We start from the raw sequence: 19,872 nt of genomic DNA, 5'->3' as shown, positions 1-19,872 counted from the left end.
TCGATTTGACGTATATAAAGCCCCCCGGCCTTTGTTAGCGCCGCTTGAAAACCGGCGCTCTTTTCTCCTTGAACGCCGCTCGCCCCTCCTGCGCATCAGCAGTTGCAAAGCAGATCGTTTGCAGGTCGCGCTCATACTCGATGGCTTTTTCAAGCGGCATCGAGACAGCTGCTTTGAGGTTGAGCTTCGCGGTTTCAGCAGCAATCGGCGCGCGCGACGCGATCACATCTGCGATTTCACGGGCACGCTTGAGCAGATCGGCCTGCGGCACGACTTCACTCACTAGCCCCCATCGTTCCGCCTTCTCGGCTGAAATCGGGTCGCCTGTCATAATCATCAATGCTGCATTAGATGCGCCGATGGAGTGCGCCAGATGAGCGGCCATACCACCGCCACCGATCCAGCCAAGCTTGATCTCCGGTGCTGCAAACTGCGCATTATCCGAAGCAATGCGGATATCGCAGGACATCGCCGTTTCCAGCCCACCGCCAAAAGCATAGCCATTGACCGCTGCAATCGACGGTTTGAGAAGCGCGCGGAATGCATCGCAGTAATCCGGGCGATTGCGGAACTGCCACGGCGTCTCATAAGTATCGAGTTCGCGAATATCCGAGCCCGCACAAAATGCGCGCTCTCCCGCACCCGTCAGAATAACGCAACGAATGGTGTTGCTGTCGTTGCATTCAGTAACGGCAACCACAATCGCATCTGCCATTTCTGGCGTGACGGCATTGAGTTTTTGCGGACGGTTCAAGGTGATGATGGCAACAGCACCATCCACTTCAAATTTAACGTCTTGGGTCATAGCAATCTACCTTTCACCGGCATTCACGCGCGAAGCGACATAAAGAGACTGAAGCTCATTCAGGACATCGGAGGCCGAGCGCTTTTCATCAAAAGCCGCCCCCAAAAGCGCCGAAGCTTTGCCCTGAAAGGTGATATAGCCATCATGGCGCGGGCGCACATAAGCCTGCTCGAGCGTATCCGCCGTGTTGCGATAAAAATTGCCCCATCGCCGGTTCACCCGCTCGTCGTGCCAGGCATCACGGCGCGAGGGCTGGCCTTCATGATCCGGGATAAATCCTGATTGCGCTTCACGGCTCATCAGCCACAAAAGATGGGCTTTGAGCGACGAGGTGATATGAGCGCGACGAGAAACACCAATGCCCGTGCCGCCCAGTGTCGAGCCCGGACGTCCATCGGCATGAGCGCGCGGTGCATTGTGAAATGCGATGGCTTGCCCACTCTGCGGGGCCGCATAGTTTACATAGCCATAGACCAGCGGACATAGAGCCACGTCGTCATGCTCGGCCATATGGCCAAGAATGCCGATAGGATTTTTATGTCTAACCGATGCAGGGCTGCGTGCGGCAAGCTCTGCCATCAGATCATAGACCTTCCGTCCGACATTTTCTGAAACGAGAATATCGGGGTCTTTTTCAGCAGGTGGCTCGCCAAAAGCTGCCGCAATGGACAAAAACGACAGGCAAGCATGTGGACCAGCAATGGAAAGCGCTACCTTGCCAGTGTCACGCGACAGACGGGCAACATCATCCCATGTCGTAGGAACACCCTCTACGAGATCAGGCCGCAAAGCCATAACCTGCGTTGCAGCATCAAGCGGCAGTGCCCAGTGCTTGCCCGCAAAGCGGTAGCTCGTCAAAGACGGTCCGATGCTGGCTTTGCCAAGTTCCGCAACGGTCTCAGCGCCAAACACGTCTTCAAGCGAAAGCAGGCAATCGCCAGCAAGCGCTTCGCCGACATGCGGATGATCGAGAACCACGAGATCATAACGCGCGCAGAGATCAGCAATCGGGTGGGATTCAAAACCTTCAAGCGGCTGCTTGTCCCAATGGATTTCCAGACCCGCATTGATGACATCCGGCAATTTTGATGCCGCCGCCAATGCATTATAGCCGCGCGGATGATCCCAGGTCAGAGCTTTAATCACCTGCATTTCAGATGTGCCCCGACACGATAGCGCCCGATTTCTCAAGTGCTTCAATCTTGTCTGCCGCATATCCGGCTTCAGCCAGCACATCCCGCGTATCCTGCCCGGTTACGGGTGCTCCGCGATCAACCATCGACGGCGTTTTGGAAAAGCGGATCGGGAAGCCCGGCGTCTTTACCTTGCCTTCGGTCGGATGCTCATATTCGACAAAGGTGCCGTTATGCCTGATCTGCTCGTCGTCCACGAGATCGGCATAGCCATAGACAGGCCCGCACCAGATATCGGCTGCGCGCAGAAGCTCCAGCCATTCGGCAGAGGTTTTCGTTTTCAGCTTATCGCGTGTCTTGGCAAAGATTTCATCGCGGCGCGCCCAGGTATCAACCTCATCATTCATGGTGAGGAAACTGTCTTCGCCGATCACTTCACCCAGCGTTTTCAGCTTCGGAAAAGCGACGATGATAAAGCCGTCAGACGTTGCAAAAGCACCGTAAGGCGCCCGGATATAGACATGGGCATGTGGCTCTGCCGAACGGTTTTGCGGCTTGCCACCGACGGTAAAAACCGAAAGCTCCTGCATCTGAATGGTGGTGATCGCGTCGAGCATATTGACCTGCACCAACTGCCCCTCACCTGTCCGCTCGCGATGGAGAAGCGCTGCAAGCGCGCCTTCAAAAGCAGTATAAGCTGTGATCGCATCAACGAGATATTGCCCGGCGGCAGTTGGCGGTTCGCCTTCACGGCCTGCGGAAAGCATGGCACCCGACATGCCCTGCAAAACGAGATCCTGTCCCGGACGATGGACATAAGGACCATCTTCGCCATAACCGGAAATCGAAACATAGATCAGCTTCGGATTGATCTTCACCAGCGACTCGTAATCGACGCCAAGGCGCTTTGCGACGCCCGGACGATAGTTTTGCAGAAACACGTCGGCAGTTTTCACAAGGTCAAGAAGCACCTGTTTTCCGTCTGGTGATTTCAGATCGACCGCGAGCGAACGCTTGTTACGGTTTAGCGACAGGAAAGAGACATTAACGCGATTGCCTTCGGCACCGCCCGCCGCCACATGGCGCTGCCATTCGCCTGTCGTCGGCTCAACCTTCACTACGTCGGCGCCAAGATCGCCCAGCCGTTGCGCCGCAAATGGCCCCGCCATCGCAATTGAACAATCCAGCACACGATAGCCTGATAAAACACCCATGGCAGCTCCACTCCCTGCTCAAATCCATTTGGGTCAGAACCTATCCAAAATTTCTGCGTTGTCTATAGTGAGCGCTAACATTTTTATGTTCATATCCTCATAATTTTTGCTATAGTTCTATTTTATAAATTAGCGCTCACATTTCCCAACTGGCGGTGTGCGGCTCGAATTCATGCTGCATGTGACTGAAAATGGCTGCGAAGTGCTAACGGACTTCGAGCATCAGATGGCTATTTAGCCACTGGCCCTGATCTTGAGCTCAAAACCAACATCGACAATCGTGTTTGTCGATGTTTCGCCACGCATGGCTTCAAGCAATAGCTCACCCGACCGCCGTCCGATTTCCGCGGAAGGCACTGCAACGGTCGTCAATGGCGGCAGCAGATGACGCGAAAGTTCAAAGTCACCAAAGCCGGTAATCGCAAGGCGTTGCGGCACCTTGATGCCGATGCGCTGCGTCTCCAAAAGCGCGCCGGAAGCAAGAATATCACTTGAAAACATGACAGCATCGGCTTCCGGATATTGAGCTAGCGCCCGTCGCAGAAGATCGACACCCGAAGCCATGGCAATCGGCATTTCAGTTGCCACCGTGATGCGTGGTTTCTCATCCGGGAACTGTTGCTCCATCGCCGCTTTGAATGCGGCACGGCGTTCGGCAGCACGGCTGTCGCCTTTCCGAACCACACCGGCAAACACGATATAGCGCCGACCCGTGTTGATCAGATGACTGACCATCTCGGTGATCGCCGCCGTATTGGAAAACCCAACCAGCCGGTCGATTGGTTTATCGGTAAAATCCCAGCCCTCAACGACAGGAATTTCCGCACGTTTGAGCAAAGCGACGCTGCGCTTGCTATGGTGTGTGCCTATCAGAAAAACGCCATCCGGTCGCCTACCGAGAAGGCTGCGAATGATTTCTTCCTCGCGCTCCAGTCGGTAATCGGTATTGCCTAAAAATATCTGATAACCGGCCTGATGCAGCACATCGGAAAAATGCTGGATCGTGTCAGCAAAAACAGATGCGGACAGCGTGGGTATGATCGCCGCAACCGTATTGCTTTTATGCGATGCAAGATGGCTTGCCGCGAGATTATGGACGTAGTGCGTCTTCTCGATAGCATCCTGAATGAGCTTCCGCTTCTCAAGCGTTACGGAATCCGGAAAACGCAACGCGCGCGAAACAGTCTGCATGGAAACCCCTGCAGCCGCAGCCACATCTGCCATGGTCACGCCAGAGCCTTTGCGGCGCTGTTTTCGCGGTATTGACACTTCAGCGCTCACAGATAGAACGGCCTGACACAGACGGGAGTGCCAATTTCGATGCGTTTGCCCGTATCGGTCAAATTCCCCGTCTCCTTGTCGATTGCGAAGATCGCAATGCAATCTCCATTCTGGTTTGCGACCAGAAGCCAGTTACCATCCGGTGTCAGCGTAAAATTACGCGGTGTTGCACCACCCGTAAAGCTGTGACCGAGCTCAGCCAGGCTGCCATTTTCCTGATCCACACGAAATGCTGTGATCGTGTCATGACCACGGTTCGAACAATAAAGAAAACGACCATCGGGTGAGAGGTGAATATCAGCGCCGTGCGACTCAACATTCGCTGGCACCGTCGGCAGCGTCTGAACAAGGCGCATCTCATCGCCGCGACGCGCAATCAGTGAAACTGTGGAATTCAGTTCATTGGACACATAGACAAACCGGCCATTAGAATGCTGCGCGATATGGCGAGGACCAGCGCCGGGTGCCGTCGCAACACTGCTCAGCCTCTTGAAACTGCCATCACTATCAAGGTGATAGGCAATGACTTCATCAAGGCCAAGATCAGCAGACAGGAACATGCCGCCTTCCGGTGTTTCAACCACGCAATGCGGGTGGCTGCGTTCCTGCCGATCAGCGACAGGTCCAATTTTACCCTCGTGACGAACGCTATGTGCAACCGGCCCGAGACTACCATCTGGCTTTACCGGCAGCGCAACAAGCGACTGATCCGGCCCGCCTGATCCCATCGCATAATTGGCGACGAGCACAAACTTGTCATCACGTGTCACGGTATTGTGCGCAGTTATGCTGCCTTGGGCACTTTGCTTGTTGAGATAAACAAGTTCACCCTTTTCGGCATCAAAACGATAGGCGCTGACCGTTCCCTCGTGCCAGCTGAACACTTCGGAATTTGCATAGATCACGCCTGTATCCGGCGAGACACTCAGGAATGTCGGATTATCAACGGACGGCGTAGCGCAAATATGCGATGCATCTCCTGTCGTCGTATCGAATGCGTAGATGGAAAGACCTTCGCCACGCGCACCCTGAAAATAAGGGGCTTCGCGGTTAAGCGACCCGACCGCCAGATAAAGCTTTCTCACGCATTCCTCCAATGCAAATTCGTCCCTAATGCATTACCCATCCGCCATCGACATTCAAGGTCTGACCGGTGATAAATCCAGCTTCATCGGAAGCCAGGAACATCAAAGCCGAGGCAATATCCCGCGATGACCCGCGACGCTTGACCGACTGATGCTCCAGCACAAATTTCGTGTAGCCTTCCGGATCGGGATGGATTTTCTCGGCATCAGTTGGAAAAGCACCCGGAGAGATTGCATTGACTGTAATGCCATAAGCACCGAACTCGCGTGCCCAGGCACGCGCAAGTCCGATGAGCGCGCCCTTTGATTGCACATAAGGCGAAAGGAGTGCCCAGCCGCCATAGGCAGTCACGCTGGCGATGTTAATGATGCGACCCCAGCCCTTTTCCCGCATATGCGGCAGCGCCACCTGGACGCAAACAATGCCCGCATCGACATTGATGTGCTGCACTTTCTGCATTTCCTCAAGCGTATAGTCTTCAAACGACTTGGATGGATAAATCGCAGCATTGTTGATGACGACATCAAAGCCGCCAGCTTCGTTTGAAATCGCTTCCAATGCTGGGCGAAGTGCCTGCAAGTCAGACAGATCAAGTGTGTGAATCGAAAGCCCGGCAAGGCCTTCGGCCTCGGCCTTGCTTTGCAGCTCCTCTATCTTTTTTGGATCATGATCGATAGCCACAACCCGTGCGCCAGCGCGCAGAAAACTGAGCGCGGTTTCAAGACCGAGACCACCGGCAGCACCCGTATAGAGAATGGTTTTCCCTGCAACCGAAAACGGCGATGGTGCGGTCATGAGCGGCCTCCAATTGCAATGTGATTGCCGGATGGTGCCGGATAATCGTCTACAGGTTGTTTCGCGATTGCAGTAATGCGTGCTTCACTCGCCGCCATGTCAGCGGCATCACCCAAAACTCGGAACGTACTGTCGTAACGGCGTTCCTCACCATATTCGAGCCAGATCAGCTCGCCGCGGTCGCGGGCCGCACCATGTCCCAGAACGTGATTGGTCGCAGGTTCGATGCCGAGCGCATATTGCCCGGCCTGCAGGTTCTGCCACTCATACATGCAAGGGAACTGGTCCTTTCGGGTAACGACTTCAAAGCCGATGCCAAGCCGGTCATTGACCAGCGCAACCGGCACTTCGCCATTGGCATCGGCACCCATTTCATGCTGCCAGACCTGCTCATGAAACTGCATCTGCGGTGCAGGCAACGTGCGATAGCCGACGCCCTGTTTTTTGTAGTCTTCTCCGGCATGAGCCGCCCAGACCACATCCCTGACAGGCGCCAGATAACGCGAGCCTTCGGCCAAAACGGGGTGCCCGACATTGATGTGATAACAATACATATGCGGCGTGCGATAAAAGCCGCGATTGGTCACGCGATCCGTGAGCTTGATATCGTTTGTACCAGCCTTGATTTCGATGCGGCGCGTCAATTCCAGATGCTCGCCAAAAACGGTTCCCTGCGTGACGACACCCTCGCACCAGAGAAAACATTCGTCGCCTTCCCAGCGCTCACCATAGCCGGTCAGTTTCGCAGGAATGGTGCCGACACGGCCATGAATGGAATGCTTGATCGTCTGACGCGGCTTGTAATTATAATGGTCCGCCACCTCGTCATACATGAAGAGGATATGGTCGAGACCGCATGTCACCATCAGGCCGGAGAAAGAACGCATCCAGCCAAGGCCGCCTTCCCCCTCATATTCATGCAGTCCCGGATGGCGGAAACCGGACGGTGAGTGCCAGCCAATCGCCATGCCGCGATAGTCGCAATCGGCAATATCCAAAGCACGATCAACAAGAACAGTGAAACGTAAGCCTGTGCCCGAACGGAACTCCAGCATTCTTATGCCGCGTTCCAATCCATCTTCCAGCACCATCAGGCGAACGCCTGCAAATTGTGCAAACGAACCACTGCAAGCTGCAATATCGCGACGCGATCTCGCCTCACCAAAAAGCTTCACCATTGTCGAACCTTAAATAATCTGGCCTATAGCCAATTCATTCGTAAAGCGGCCAGTGCTCAAACGCTTGTCTACAGCACTGACCGCCCACCCCCCACGGTGTTAAAGTCCCTGCGCGCGCAGCTTCCCATCAAGGAACTTCTTCGCGCGCGGCACATCGGCCTCATCGAGATGTTCGATAATCATCGGAATATTTGGATGCTTCTGCGCAAGGCGCTTGAGGTACAGGTCGTAGTTCAGCGAACCAAGACCCGGAGCTGGCAGTTCGATTTCACCAACGCCACGGAAAGTATGGCTTTCAAGCGCATCCGCATCGCCAATGTCGGCGTGCTTTTCTGTCTTGTCATCGCCTGAGCGCTTGACGTCTTTGGCATGACCGATCTTGATCTTGTCGCTTAGCGTATCAAAGACCTGATTAAGGATTTCATCCATGCGATCAATGTTATGCGTCTCAAAATAATTGGTCGGGTCCATCAGCAGGCCAAGGCCCGGATGATCAACCTGCGCAAACATCTTGACCGTTTCTTCGACCGAACCAACAACGTTGTTCACATAGGTTTCGAGCAGGAACACAGCACCATGATCATAGGCAAACTGTGATAGATCAGCGATGACCTTGCGGCATTCTTCAAAGCCTTCTTCGGTCTTGTTCTTGGGATGATGAACCCAATCAGACTCGGTGTTGTAGGTGCCGGTTTCCGAAATCACATAGGGCGTGCCGAGATATTGCGCGTGGCGGATAATCTCTTTGAGATAGCCCACGCGACGCTCGCGCTCTGCCTTGTCCGGATGAATGATGTTGGTGTAGCCGGAAATGCACGAAATCGGCAGATTGTGATCGCGGAATGTCTCGCGGATTTTGACGCACTTGTCCTTGGTGATCTGACCAGCACTCAGATCGATATCCTTGAAATGCATGTCCAGCTGGACTGTATTGAAATCGAGCGCCCGGATTTTTTTGGCTGTTTCCTCAAGCGAATAAGGAAAATAGCCGCTGAAAATACCCACCTGCATCATGATCGAAACCCTCCCGTTAAGATTATTTGTTAACGCGCATCTTTTCCGAAAACCGCTTCACACTTTTCGGGATGCGCTCGTCTACTTAATTGATATCTCGGACAATCTGACCGTCCGGCCTTCATCAATCGACTTGTAGCCAGCCTCGATGAGCGCAACCGTTTTCACATTGTCTGCCACTGACAGTGCTGGCGGTTTGCCAGACTGAATGGCGTATTGCAGCTGCTCCATCACACCAATGAAAGCATGCGGGAACCACATGGTTTCCCATTTCGGGCTCACCCATTTGCCGTCCGTCGTCTTTTTGGAGGCATAAGTCAGTGTCGATGGCGAGCCATCGGGCCAGCCAATCGTGCCCTGTGCCACACCATCTGTGCCCTCGACCCGCCATTTGATGTAAATATCGCTGTCAAAGCCCTCTTCGCGCGGTCCGGACCAGACGTCTTCCATCGAAACAGCCATAACGCCACTTGGGAACATCAGCGTCGAGACAGTGATGCCGTCCTTATGCGCGAATTTCGTGCGCGGATCAGTCCGCGTCAGCGTGGTGATCGTTTCAGGCTCACCAAACAGGAAGCGCAGCACATCGAGATGATGCACGCTCATGTTAGACAGCGTCAGGCGGTCGTAATCTTCGAGAAAGCCCTGCCAATGTGGGATCGCGCGCATCTCGATGGTGGCCATGACAGGCGTGCCCAGCTCACCCTTGTCTAGAATTTGCTTCAACACACGCATCGATTGGTCGTAGCGCATGTTCTGATTGACCGAGAGGATTTTGCCAGCCTTTGCCGCCTCATCGCGAAGGGCGATGGCCTCCTCAAGCGTCAGAGCCAGCGGCTTTTGTGCGAGAATGCCTTTGATATGTGGCTGAGCAAGCGCTTTGCGAATAAGCGTGGGCTGTTGATCCGGCGGATAAGCAATATCGAGGATTTCGATTGCTTCATCGGCGATCAGCTCTTCAGGCGTGTCGTGAACCTTGGCGATGCCCCAGCGCCTGGCGACCTCTTCGGCCTTTGCCCTGGTGCGCGAGGCGATTGCCGCGACCGTAAAGCCCGCTTCCTTATAGGCCGCAAGATGGCATTCGGCCATGATCATGCCTGCGCCGATACAGCCGATTTTGAAGTTCCGAACCCGCACCTGCGGATCAGGAACAAAGCCCCGCGCTTCGCTCATTGCATCCTCCCTATATATTTCCAAGCCCACATCTCATCGAAAACCCGACAAGCAGGGCCGTCCTCATCCGAGGAAAATGCCAACCTCCATTGGCAACTTGAGGATTAATGAAGATTCAATGCAGGAGTGTCAACATCATATAAAATCATTTTAAATCATTTAACATCGAAATTGACTAAATTCTTGAACGCCGTCTTAAATTTTGACATTCGTATATAAATTATGATGGTTTTTGATGACATTATATCGCAGTAAAGCCAAATTCATGAGGAAAACACGTATCCGATACACAACAAGCCTTGCATCTTGTGCAAATCGAAATACATCATTTTCCATCATTTTGATGAGGAGTCTGATTTGCGTTCCACGGTGAGCGACATTGCCAGAACAGCAGGCGTTTCCAGCGCCACGGTTGATCGTGTACTGAATAACCGCGAAGGCGTGAAAGAGCGCACACGCGAAATCGTGCTCGAAGCCGCACGCAATCTTGGCTACCTTCCCGGCAGCGCGCCTCGCAACACGCACCTCACCGACCGCATCAAGCTGGATTTCGTTCTACCAGCAGGTACAAACACCTTCATTGCCAATCTGCGCGACCAGATCGTCAGGCAAGCAGCTTTGAGGCCGGAAATAGAGCTTACAATCCATAGCGTCGAAGGTTTCAACCCGGATACGCTTGCGCACGCCCTTGAAGGCCTCAAGGGACATACACAAGGTATCGGTGTTATTGCACTGGATCACCCAACCGTGCGCGAAGCCATGCGCGCACTCGCCGAATCCGGCGCTCATATCGTCACCATCGCGTCTGACATTCTCCATGTGCCGCGCGTCGGCTATATCGGCATCGATAATCGTGCGGCTGGCCGTCTCGGCGGCTATATTCTCGGTCGTTTTCTTGGCCTGCAGCCCGAAAACAAGATCGCGCTCTTTGCCGGATCGCTTTCCTATCGCGGCCATGAGGAACGCGAAATGGGCTTTCGTCGTGTCATTGCGGAAGAGTTCTCGCACTTGAATATCGTCGAACTCAAAGAGATCGAGGACAGCCGCGAGAAAGCCTACACGGAAACCATGGCTTTGCTGAAGCGCCATCCCAACCTTGCCGGCATCTATAATCTCGGCGCAGGCAATCAGGGTATCGGACAGGCGCTGATGGATTCAGGAAAATCGGATTCGGTTATTTTCATCGGCCATGAACTGACCGAAAGCACCAAACGCCTGCTGCTGAACGGCACGATGGATGCTGTCATTGATCAAAACCCGCGCGTTGAAGCACGCGAGGCGCTGGCTACTTTAATGAGCAGCATCAAAGGCGAGCCATTCGACCAGCAGCCACCCCGCGTTCAGGTGATCTTCAGAGAGAACATCCCTGAAAATTAAAGCGCATCCCGAAAAAGGTTATTTCGTATAAAGGGCGCGCGAGCGCTCCAGATGACGCAGCATCGCAGCTTCCGCACCGTCAGAATTTTTGGCCGCAAGCATGTCGATAATTTCTTCGTGTTCGACCAGCGTATATTTCTCTTTCCCGGTCCAGATCAGCATATGCGTATGATATTCACGCAGCCAGGCAAGCATCGCTTCACTGACGCCAACGAAGATCGGATTGCCTGAAATCTTCGCGATCCGAATATGAAACTCCATATCAGCAGAAATAAATGCATCGGCATCACCCAGCGATTCCCGCTGGCGCTCCACGATGGCGCGAAGGTCCGCAACGTCTTGTTCGCTGGCCTTCTGAGCTGCTTCACGCGCAATTCCACGCTCGAAGAAAATACGTGCACTTTTAAGATGCTCCAGCGTATCCAAGGATTGCGCCAGCATGATCTTCGCAGTCGGATCCACCTGCTGGAAAATTGAGCGTGCAGTCAGCTTCAAAACCTTGGCACGCTCACCATGCGAGATGTTGACCAGCCCCATCTTGGCAAGTGACTGCATCGCCTCGCGGATCGCGGGACGTCCGACGCCAAAACGTTCCATCAGAACACGCTCGGATGGCATCTCGTCGCCCGGCGTAAGCTCACCGGAAGTAATCATGTTTTCGAGCCGGTCGAAAACTTCGTCGGATAGTTTGCGGCGAATGATGGGTTCAATTGCTTGGGTCATTGCGTCTCACTGCTCATGAGCTTTTCTCCCTTATGCATCTTCAAACGCTCTGAGGAAAGCCGTTACCCACACTCTCGTGACCGGTTAACAATTTTCCGCTTGCAGATATTGGAATACTCATTATACCAGTTCGCACTCAAACACCATGCGCTTATTCTAGGCGCAACAAAAACCGTGAGTGACGACAATTCCGATGAACATCTGTTTGACCTATCGCATTGAGACCACCGGCAGCATCGAACAGATGGCAGCCAAGATCGCGAGCGATCAGTCGACCGGCACTTTCGTCGCTATTCCAGGAGAAACCGAAGAGTTGAAGGCGCGGGTTGCAGCACGCGTGCTCGATATTCGCTCGCTTGAAGACGCAACGGTGCCTGCATGGCCGGAGCTTGAATCCGGTCACGGGCCGATCAAGCGCGCCGATGTCGATATTGCCTTTCCGCTTGATGCTATCGGCACCGATTTAGCAGCGCTGATGACAATTGCCGTTGGCGGCGTCTATTCGATCAAGGGCATGACAGGCATCCGCGTTGTCGATATGAAGCTACCGGAAGCCTTCAAAAGCGCGCATCCCGGCCCACAGTTCGGCATCACCGGAAGCCGCCGTCTCACCGGCGTTGAAAAGCGTCCGATCATCGGCACCATCGTCAAGCCAGCACTCGGTCTGCGTCCGCATGAGACAGCAGAACTCGTAGGCGAACTGATCGAATCTGGCGTCGATTTCATCAAGGACGATGAAAAGCTGATGAGCCCGGCCTACTCGCCGCTTAAAGAGCGCATCGCCGCGATCATGCCGCTCATTCTCAATCACGAGCAGAAGACCGGTAAGAAGGTCATGTATGCCTTTGGCATCTCCCATGCTGATCCTGATGTCATGATGCGCAACCACGACATGGTGCTAGAGGCTGGCGGCAATTGCGCCGTGATCAACATCAACTCGGTTGGCTTTGGCGGCATGAGCTTCTTGCGCAAGCGCTCAGGCCTCGTGCTTCATGCCCACCGCAATGGCTGGGATATTCTGACCCGCAATCCGGGCGCCGGCATGGATTTCCGCGTCTATCAGCAGTTCTGGCGCCTGCTCGGCGTCGATCAGTTCCAGATCAACGGCATCCGCGTCAAATATTGGGAGCCGGACGAAAGTTTCGTCAATTCGTTCAAGGCCGTCAGCACGCCATTGTTCACGCCTGCCGATTGCCCGCTTCCTGTCGCCGGTTCCGGGCAATGGGGCGGACAGGCACCGGAAACCTATGAGCGCACGGGCCGCACGACAGACCTGCTTTATCTGTGCGGCGGCGGCATTGTCAGCCATCCGGGTGGCCCGGCAGCCGGTGTTCGCGCCGTGCAACAGGCATGGGAAGCAGCAGTCGCGGGCATCCCGCTTGAAACCTATGCAACGGACCATCCTGAACTTGCAGCTTCGCTCGCAAAATTCGGGAAAGGTGGCGAGTAATGTCACAGGCTTCCAACGAACTGCTGCTGTCCTACTACGGTGACGATCTCACCGGCTCGACCGATGTTATGGAAGCCATGGCTTCCAACGGCGTCGACACTGTGCTGTTCATGAATGTGCCGGACGAAGCGCTTCTTTCGCGCTTTTCACACTGCAAGGCTATCGGTCTTGCAGGCACCAGCCGCAGTGAAACGCCGGAATGGATGCAGGAAAATCTCACGCCTGCATTCAACTGGCTCAGAAGTCTGAATGCTGCGATTGCGCATTACAAAGTCTGCTCGACATTTGATTCCGCGCCACATATCGGCAATATCGGCAAGGCCGTGGAAATCGGCAAAGCAATCTTCGATCAGGCCTATGTGCCGTTGATTGTCGGTGCGCCGCAGCTCAAGCGTTACACATCTTTCGGCAATCTCTTTGCCGCCTATCAGGGCGAAACCTATCGTATCGACCGTCATCCCGTCATGAGCCGCCATCCGGTCACGCCGATGCATGAAGCAGACCTACGCGTGCATCTGACAAAGCAGACCGCACTGAAAACGGTGCTTGCTGATCTCATAGCGCTTTCAGCTGCAGATGCGGATGAGCGTGTAAACGTGATTGTCAAAAATGCTGACGGCATGTTGTTGCTTGACGTCGACAGCCATGAAAGCCAGTTGCAGGCAGGCGAACAGCTCTGGCGTTTGCGTTCCCGCGACGGCTGGTTCGTTGCTGGTTCGTCGGGTGTTGAATATGCGCTTCTGGCCGCATGGGCCAAGGCCGGACTGATCGGCGCGAAAAAAGAGTTTCCGCTTCCCGGCAAGGCTGACCGCATCGCGGTCGTTTCAGGAAGCGTCTCACCGACGACAGAACGTCAAATTCGTCACGCGACGGCATCAGGCTTTACCGGCATTGATCTTAACCCGCTCGATCTTCTCGGCGAAAACGGCAATCAGGCAATCGAAGCTGCCATTGCTGACGGCCAGAAGGCGCTCCAGCACGGCAACAGTGTGATCCTCAACACCGCCCTTGGCCCTTCGGCTGACCGAGGCACAGAAATCGACAGAATCGCAGGCAGCCGCCACAAGCTGGCCCGCAGCCTCGGCTTCATCCTCCGCAGCCTTGTCGAGCGCGAAAGGCTTACCCGCGCAGTCATTGCAGGCGGCGACACTTCGAGCCACGCATTGCGTGAATTGCATGTCGATGCACTCACCACGCTTTTGCCGCTTCCACAAACACCGGGGTCGCCGCTTTGCACGGCGCACGGCGCTCACGCCGCCACCAACGGCCTCCAGATTGCCCTCAAGGGCGGTCAGGTCGGTTCTGACGGTTATTTCAGTCAGATTCGCGACGGCCTGACCGCTTGAATCTGGAATACTCATTGACTGGTTATACCAGTTACGCTACCAAAAGTCTGGGAAGGAACTACAATCATGACAGCTATCGCTTTGTTCGGAGCGGGCGGCAAGATGGGCTACCGTCTGGCCAAGAACCTCAAAGGTTCGCGCTTTGACGTACGCCACATCGAAGTCAGCGACGCAGGCAAGGCACGCCTGAAGAACGACCTCGGCATCGATACCATCGATGTTGATGCGGGTCTTGAAGGCGCGGAAGTCGTCATTCTGGCTGTGCCGGATACCATCATCGGCAAGGTTGCAGCAGGCATCGTAGACAAGCTGAAGCCGGGCACCATGGTTGTTGCACTCGACGCAGCTGCACCATTTGCCGGCCATCTGCCAGAACGCGCCGATCTCACCTATTTCGTGACCCATCCTTGCCATCCGCCGATCTTCAACGACGAAACGGACATGCAGGCAAAGAAGGACCACTTCGGCGGTCTGTTTGCAAAGCAGCACATCGTTTCGGCTCTGATGCAGGGTCCGGAAGAAGCTTATGCACTGGGCGAAGAAATCGCCAAGGTCATCTGGGCACCAGTGATGCGCTCGCATCGCGTAACCGTTGAGCAACTCGCAATTCTCGAGCCCGGTCTTTCGGAAACCGTTGCAGCTTCGCTTCTGGTTGTCATGAAGCAGGCCATGGATGAAACAGTTCGTCGTGGCGTTCCTGAAGAAGCAGCACGCGACTTCCTGCTCGGCCACATGAATGTTCTCGGCGCTGTCATCTTTGGCGAAGTCCAGGGCGTATTCTCCGATGCCTGCAACAAGGCAATCGAATTCGGCATTCCTGCGCTGATGCGCGACGACTGGAAGAACGTTTTCGAACCGGAAGAAATCGCAGAAAGCATCCGTCGCATTACGTGACGTTATCCGGGAGGGCGTAATGCGCCTTCCCCTTTTTACCGCCTCTTGGGAAACGGGGCTTGATTTGGGAGGAAAATATGAAGTTTACACGCAGGACAATTGCGCGCGGTTTTGCGATTGCAGCCGTCTCGGCAACATTGGCGGGCAGCGTAGTCATGCCAGCATGGGCCGCTGATCTGATTGCAATCATCACGCCATCGCACGACAATCCATTCTACAAAGCTGAAGCCGTGGGTGCTGAAGCCAAAGCCAAGGAACTTGGCTACGAAACACTGATCCTTCAGCATGACGACGATCCAACCAAGCAGTCGCAGCTCGTCGATACGGCCATCGGTCGTGGCGCAAAGGCAATCATTCTCGACAATGCTGGCTCGGAAGCATCGATTGCCGCCGTTCAGAAGGCCAAGGATGCCAAAGTCCCTTCATTCCTGATCGACCGTGAAATCAACGCCTCAGGCGTTGCGGTGTCACAGATTGTCTCCAACAATTATCAGGGCGCCCAGCTCGGCGCGGAAGAATTCGTGAAGCTGATGGGCGAAGCTGGCAATTATGTCGAGCTGCTCGGCCGCGAATCCGACCTCAACGCTGGCACCCGCTCCAAGGGTTATCACGACGTCATCGATGAATATCCTGACATGAAGATGGTTGCGCAGCAGTCGGCCAACTGGAGCCAAACCGAAGCCTTCTCCAAAATGCAGAGCATTTTGCAGGCAAACCCTGACATCAAAGGTGTGATTTCCGGCAACGACACCATGGCCATGGGTGCGTGGGCAGCGCTTGAAGCTGCAGGTCGCAAGGACGTCATCGTTGTCGGCTTCGACGGCTCCAACGATGTCCGCGACTCCATCAAGGCCGGTGGCATTAAGGCAACGGTTCTTCAGCCAGCCTATGCTCAGGCACAGATGGCTGTCGTTCAGGCTGACGAATTCATCAAGACCGGTAAGGGCCCTGCTGAAGAAAAGCAGCTGATGGACTGCGTCCTCATCAATCCTGACAACGCAGACAAGCTCGAAACTTTCGCTTTGAAGGACTAACTCCCAAGGCTTGCGACATCGGGAGCGCCGACAAATGTTAGCGCTCCCGAAATGCTCCTAATACCGAGGATAAATTCATGTCAGTGCTGAAGTCAGCTTCCATTATCCTGCTGGCCTGCGGTGTCGCGCTTTCGGGTTGCAAAATCATCAAGACGCCGACAGCAGAAGAAGCCGCAGAAGCACGCGGCGATAATTTCAATCCCGATCGTTCGGTTGCCGACATTTGGGACTCAAAAGTTAAGCCGTTTTTTACCGAGAAAACCGCAACCCTTGATGAAGTGATGCAGGCAGCAAACACAGATGCGGATGCAGCCGGAGCGAAATACGGTCATCGCGAAAAGCAGGGCAATGCCCCCTGGACCTTTGCAGCCAGGCTTGAAGGCACAGTGGTCGCCGCTGAAACAAAGTCACGTGCCGCCTATGTCGATGTCGACAGCAATGGCGATGGCAAGGCCGATGCACGCGTGCAGATCGGGCCGACCGTTCGCGGCAGCGCAATCCGTGACAGCCTGTCCTTTGTGAATTTTAACGAGTTTCGCAATCAGATCGACTGGGCGCAATTTGGCAAGGCTTTCAACACCCGCATCAACGATGACGTATTGTCCAAGCTGCCACGCGAAGAACTCATTGGCATGAAGGTGAAGGCCGAAGGTGCTTTCCCGTTGCCATCGAAGGGCCAGCTTCCTCTTGTGACGCCTGTTTCCATCTCTCTGGAGAAGTAAGCCATGGAGACGGAATTAAACGAGAAAAACGATATCGTCCTCAAGCTTGAGGATGTTTCGAAGGTCTATTCAGGCATTGTCGCGGTCAAGCGCGCCAATCTTGAATTGCGCCGTGGTTCGGTCAATGTGCTTGTCGGCGAAAACGGTGCGGGTAAATCCACGCTGATGAAAATCATCGCAGGCGTTGAGCGTCCGACCATGGGGAAGATTATTCTCGATGGCGAGGAAGTGTCATTCGACAGCCCTGCCGACGCGCAGAAGCGCGGCATTGCGATGATCTTTCAGGAACTGAACCTGTTTTCAAACATGACGGTGGCCGAGAATATCTTTGCCACACGCGAGATCACACGCGGTTTGCGTGGCATTGATCACAAGGCGCAGGTCGTCAAGGCCAATGAATATCTCGACCGCCTTGACGCAGGCATCAGTGCAACTACGCTCGTCGCCGATCTGCCAATCGGTCAGCAGCAGCTTGTCGAAATCGCCAAGGCTATTTCGCTCGATGCACGCATCGTCATCATGGATGAACCGACATCGGCCCTTTCTGCAGCCGAAGTCGATATTCTGTTCAAGGTGATTGCCGAGTTGAAAAGCCAGGGCGTTGCAATCGTCTATATTTCGCATCGTCTTGAAGAACTGATGCGGATTGGCGATTACATCACGGTTCTGCGCGACGGAAAAATCACCGGCCAGGAAGAGATCAAAAATATCGATACGCAATGGATTGTGCGTTCGATGATCGGCTCCGATGCCAAGGACTTCGCCAAGCCTGTGACCCACAAGATCGGTGCAGAACGGTTTCGCGCTGAAAACATCACCCTGCCGCGTGCGACGGGCGGGCTTGCAGTTGATGACGTCTCCCTGACTGTGCGTGCAGGCGAAGTTCTGGGTATTTACGGCCTTATGGGCGCGGGACGTTCCGAGTTTTTCGAGTGTGTGATGGGCCAGCATGGACACTCCACCGGCCATATCTATATCGATGGCAGGCAAGTGAAGGAACGCGATACGACCCGTCGCATCCGGCGCGGCCTTGCCCTCATACCGGAAGATCGTCAGCGCGAAGGTCTGGTACAGATTTTGTCGATTGCCAGCAATTTGACACTGGCAAGTCTTGATCGTTTGGCGCGCTTCTTCCACATCACGCCCAAGCGTGAAAAGCAGGCCATTCAACAGGCGATCAAAGACCTTTCGATCAAGGCACCAAACCCCGAATTCGAAGTCACTTCGATGTCAGGTGGCAATCAGCAAAAGGTCGTCATCGGCAAGGCGCTGATGACCAATCCGAAAGTCCTTCTGATGGATGAGCCATCGCGCGGCATCGATGTGGGTGCGAAGGCCGATGTCTTCCGCACCATGCGCAGGCTTGCTGCCGAAGGTCTATCCATTCTTTTTTCAACCTCTGATCTGGAAGAGGTCATGGCGCTCTCCGATCGCATCGCAGTGCTCAGCAATGGGAAACTGGTCGCCATATTCGACCGCGATAAAGCGACGGAAGCCGACATTGTTGCCGCTTCGGCCAAGGGCCACGGGCACACACATGACAACGACCACAACAAACAAACAAGGGAACTCGCGTCATGACAGCCAACACGACGACGGCCGCCACTGACTCAACCTTTAACAGCGGCTCGGCCCTGCTGACGCTGATGAAACTGAGAACCTTCATCGCGCTTTTTGCGGTGTTCATCTTCTTCTCATTCGCAGCACCGAACTTCCTTTCAGCCGCCAACCTGATCCTGATGTCGAAGCACGTTGCGCTTAACGCTTTTCTTGCAATGGGCATGACCTTCGTCATCATCACAGGCGGCATCGACCTTTCGGTCGGCTCCATTGTCGGGCTTTGCGGCATGGTTGCCGGTGGTCTTCTGATCTACGGTATCGATCTAGGCATCGGCTATACGATCTATTTCAACATCATCGAAATCTCGCTGATCACGCTGGCTGTTGGTGTCGCAGTCGGCTTCATAAATGGGCTATTGATAACCAAACTGAATGTTGCGCCCTTCATCGCGACACTCGGCACGCTTTATGTAGCGCGCGGCCTGGCGCTTCTGTCCTCGGACGGTCAGACCTTCCCGAACCTCGTGGGCCGTGAAGACCTGGGCACAACCGGCTTCGCCTTCCTTGGATCGGGCAGCATTCTCGGTCTTCCGGTATCGATCTGGATTCTGATCGTCGTCGCATTGGCCGCAGCCTATATCGCGCGATACACGCCGCTTGGGCGGCAGATTTTCGCCGTCGGCGGCAACGAACGTGCGGCGCGCATGTCGGGTATCCGCGTCGACCGCGTAAAGATGTTCGTTTACATGTTTTCGGGCTTCTGTGCTGCGATCGCCGGGCTTATCATCTCGTCCGAACTGATGTCATCGCATCCGGCAACGGGTAACTCGTTCGAGCTGAACGCCATTGCAGCGGCCGTTCTCGGCGGCACTTCAATGTCGGGCGGGCGCGGCACCATTGGCGGCACAATCATCGGTGCATTCGTCATCGGTATTCTCTCCGACGGTCTGGTCATGATGGGCGTATCGTCCTTCTGGCAGATGGTTATCAAGGGCCTTGTCATCATCATTGCCGTGGTGGTTGATCAGGCACAGCGCCGCCTCCAGCAGCGCGTTACACTCATGCAAATGGCAAAAGCGGGTTAAAA

General features: G+C 54.7%; 18 protein-coding genes. 8 read left to right on the top strand and 10 right to left on the bottom strand.

The genetic code is table 11. The features are described 5' to 3' along the window. Positions 1 to 34: 34 nt before the first annotated feature. From ACSME1_RS15545 to ACSME1_RS15505, 9 genes are all read right to left on the bottom strand, one after another. Positions 35 to 805 (bottom strand): enoyl-CoA hydratase/isomerase family protein, encoded by a 771-nt coding sequence (locus tag ACSME1_RS15545; protein ID WP_024900174.1) that lies wholly within the window; start codon positions 803 to 805, stop codon positions 35 to 37. Between the two features lie 6 nt (positions 806 to 811). Beyond that, positions 812 to 1,957 (bottom strand): extracellular solute-binding protein, encoded by a 1,146-nt coding sequence (locus ACSME1_RS15540; protein ID WP_024900173.1) that lies wholly within the window; start codon positions 1,955 to 1,957, stop codon positions 812 to 814. A gap of 1 nt (position 1,958) precedes the next feature. Further along, positions 1,959 to 3,152, bottom strand: coding sequence for a CaiB/BaiF CoA transferase family protein (locus ACSME1_RS15535; RefSeq protein ID WP_024900172.1), 1,194 nt, complete (start codon positions 3,150 to 3,152; stop codon positions 1,959 to 1,961). A gap of 234 nt (positions 3,153 to 3,386) precedes the next feature. After that, entirely contained in the window at positions 3,387 to 4,421 is a 1,035-nt protein-coding gene (locus tag ACSME1_RS15530) for a LacI family DNA-binding transcriptional regulator (RefSeq protein WP_435654970.1), read from the bottom strand. Positions 4,422 to 4,429: 8 nt separating this feature from the next. Continuing rightward, positions 4,430 to 5,518 carry a lactonase family protein gene (locus ACSME1_RS15525; protein ID WP_105707564.1) on the bottom strand — a complete coding sequence of 363 codons (1,089 nt, stop codon included), beginning with the start codon at positions 5,516 to 5,518 and terminating at the stop codon, positions 4,430 to 4,432. Between the two features lie 25 nt (positions 5,519 to 5,543). Further along, entirely contained in the window at positions 5,544 to 6,314 is a 771-nt protein-coding gene (locus ACSME1_RS15520; RefSeq protein ID WP_105707562.1) for an SDR family NAD(P)-dependent oxidoreductase, read from the bottom strand. Further along, on the bottom strand, positions 6,311 to 7,492 hold the full coding sequence (locus ACSME1_RS15515) for an aldose 1-epimerase family protein (protein ID WP_435654969.1): 1,182 nt from the start codon (positions 7,490 to 7,492) through the stop codon (positions 6,311 to 6,313). The genes ACSME1_RS15520 and ACSME1_RS15515 overlap by 4 nt, the downstream gene beginning before the upstream one ends. 99 nt (positions 7,493 to 7,591) lie before the next feature. Continuing rightward, positions 7,592 to 8,506 (bottom strand): sugar phosphate isomerase/epimerase family protein, encoded by a 915-nt coding sequence (locus ACSME1_RS15510; protein ID WP_100557258.1) that lies wholly within the window; start codon positions 8,504 to 8,506, stop codon positions 7,592 to 7,594. Between the two features lie 81 nt (positions 8,507 to 8,587). Further along, entirely contained in the window at positions 8,588 to 9,679 is a 1,092-nt protein-coding gene (locus tag ACSME1_RS15505; protein WP_100557259.1) for a Gfo/Idh/MocA family protein, read from the bottom strand. 357 nt (positions 9,680 to 10,036) lie between these two features. Between ACSME1_RS15505 and ACSME1_RS15500 the strand changes: the two genes are divergently transcribed. Beyond that, a complete protein-coding gene (locus ACSME1_RS15500; protein WP_024900165.1) occupies positions 10,037 to 11,056 on the top strand; it encodes a LacI family DNA-binding transcriptional regulator in 1,020 nt (339 codons plus the stop codon). An 18-nt stretch (positions 11,057 to 11,074) separates the two neighbouring features. On the opposite strand, the gene ACSME1_RS15495 is transcribed toward ACSME1_RS15500, so the two are convergent. Continuing rightward, positions 11,075 to 11,779 (bottom strand): transcriptional regulator NanR, encoded by a 705-nt coding sequence (locus ACSME1_RS15495; RefSeq protein WP_024900164.1) that lies wholly within the window; start codon positions 11,777 to 11,779, stop codon positions 11,075 to 11,077. 193 nt (positions 11,780 to 11,972) lie between these two features. Here ACSME1_RS15495 and oiaX point away from each other — a divergent pair, with 193 nt between their 5' ends. From oiaX to ACSME1_RS15460, 7 genes are all read left to right on the top strand, one after another. After that, positions 11,973 to 13,229, top strand: coding sequence for a 3-oxo-isoapionate-4-phosphate decarboxylase OiaX (oiaX, locus tag ACSME1_RS15490; RefSeq protein ID WP_024900163.1), 1,257 nt, complete (start codon positions 11,973 to 11,975; stop codon positions 13,227 to 13,229). After that, complete coding sequence (locus ACSME1_RS15485; RefSeq protein WP_024900162.1) at positions 13,229 to 14,575, top strand: four-carbon acid sugar kinase family protein; 1,347 nt, start codon at positions 13,229 to 13,231, stop codon at positions 14,573 to 14,575. The genes oiaX and ACSME1_RS15485 overlap by 1 nt, the downstream gene beginning before the upstream one ends. 66 nt (positions 14,576 to 14,641) lie before the next feature. Further along, positions 14,642 to 15,469 carry a phosphogluconate dehydrogenase C-terminal domain-containing protein gene (locus ACSME1_RS15480; protein WP_011982779.1) on the top strand — a complete coding sequence of 276 codons (828 nt, stop codon included), beginning with the start codon at positions 14,642 to 14,644 and terminating at the stop codon, positions 15,467 to 15,469. Positions 15,470 to 15,546: 77 nt separating this feature from the next. Continuing rightward, positions 15,547 to 16,503 carry a D-ribose ABC transporter substrate-binding protein gene (locus ACSME1_RS15475; RefSeq protein WP_024900161.1) on the top strand — a complete coding sequence of 319 codons (957 nt, stop codon included), beginning with the start codon at positions 15,547 to 15,549 and terminating at the stop codon, positions 16,501 to 16,503. A gap of 77 nt (positions 16,504 to 16,580) precedes the next feature. After that, positions 16,581 to 17,225, top strand: a complete 645-nt coding sequence (locus ACSME1_RS15470) for a DUF2291 family protein (RefSeq protein ID WP_024900160.1) — start codon at positions 16,581 to 16,583, stop codon at positions 17,223 to 17,225. Positions 17,226 to 17,228: 3 nt separating this feature from the next. Then, positions 17,229 to 18,806 carry a sugar ABC transporter ATP-binding protein gene (locus ACSME1_RS15465; RefSeq protein WP_024900159.1) on the top strand — a complete coding sequence of 526 codons (1,578 nt, stop codon included), beginning with the start codon at positions 17,229 to 17,231 and terminating at the stop codon, positions 18,804 to 18,806. Beyond that, a complete protein-coding gene (locus ACSME1_RS15460; protein WP_010661025.1) occupies positions 18,803 to 19,870 on the top strand; it encodes an ABC transporter permease in 1,068 nt (355 codons plus the stop codon). The genes ACSME1_RS15465 and ACSME1_RS15460 overlap by 4 nt, the downstream gene beginning before the upstream one ends. Positions 19,871 to 19,872: the final 2 nt, after the last annotated feature.

The organism is Brucella pituitosa, assembly GCF_965577835.1.
GTDB lineage: Bacteria > Pseudomonadota > Alphaproteobacteria > Rhizobiales > Rhizobiaceae > Brucella > Brucella pituitosa.
The sequence above is the reverse complement of the archived record's forward strand: the minus strand, read 5'-3'. Positions and strand labels throughout refer to the sequence as shown.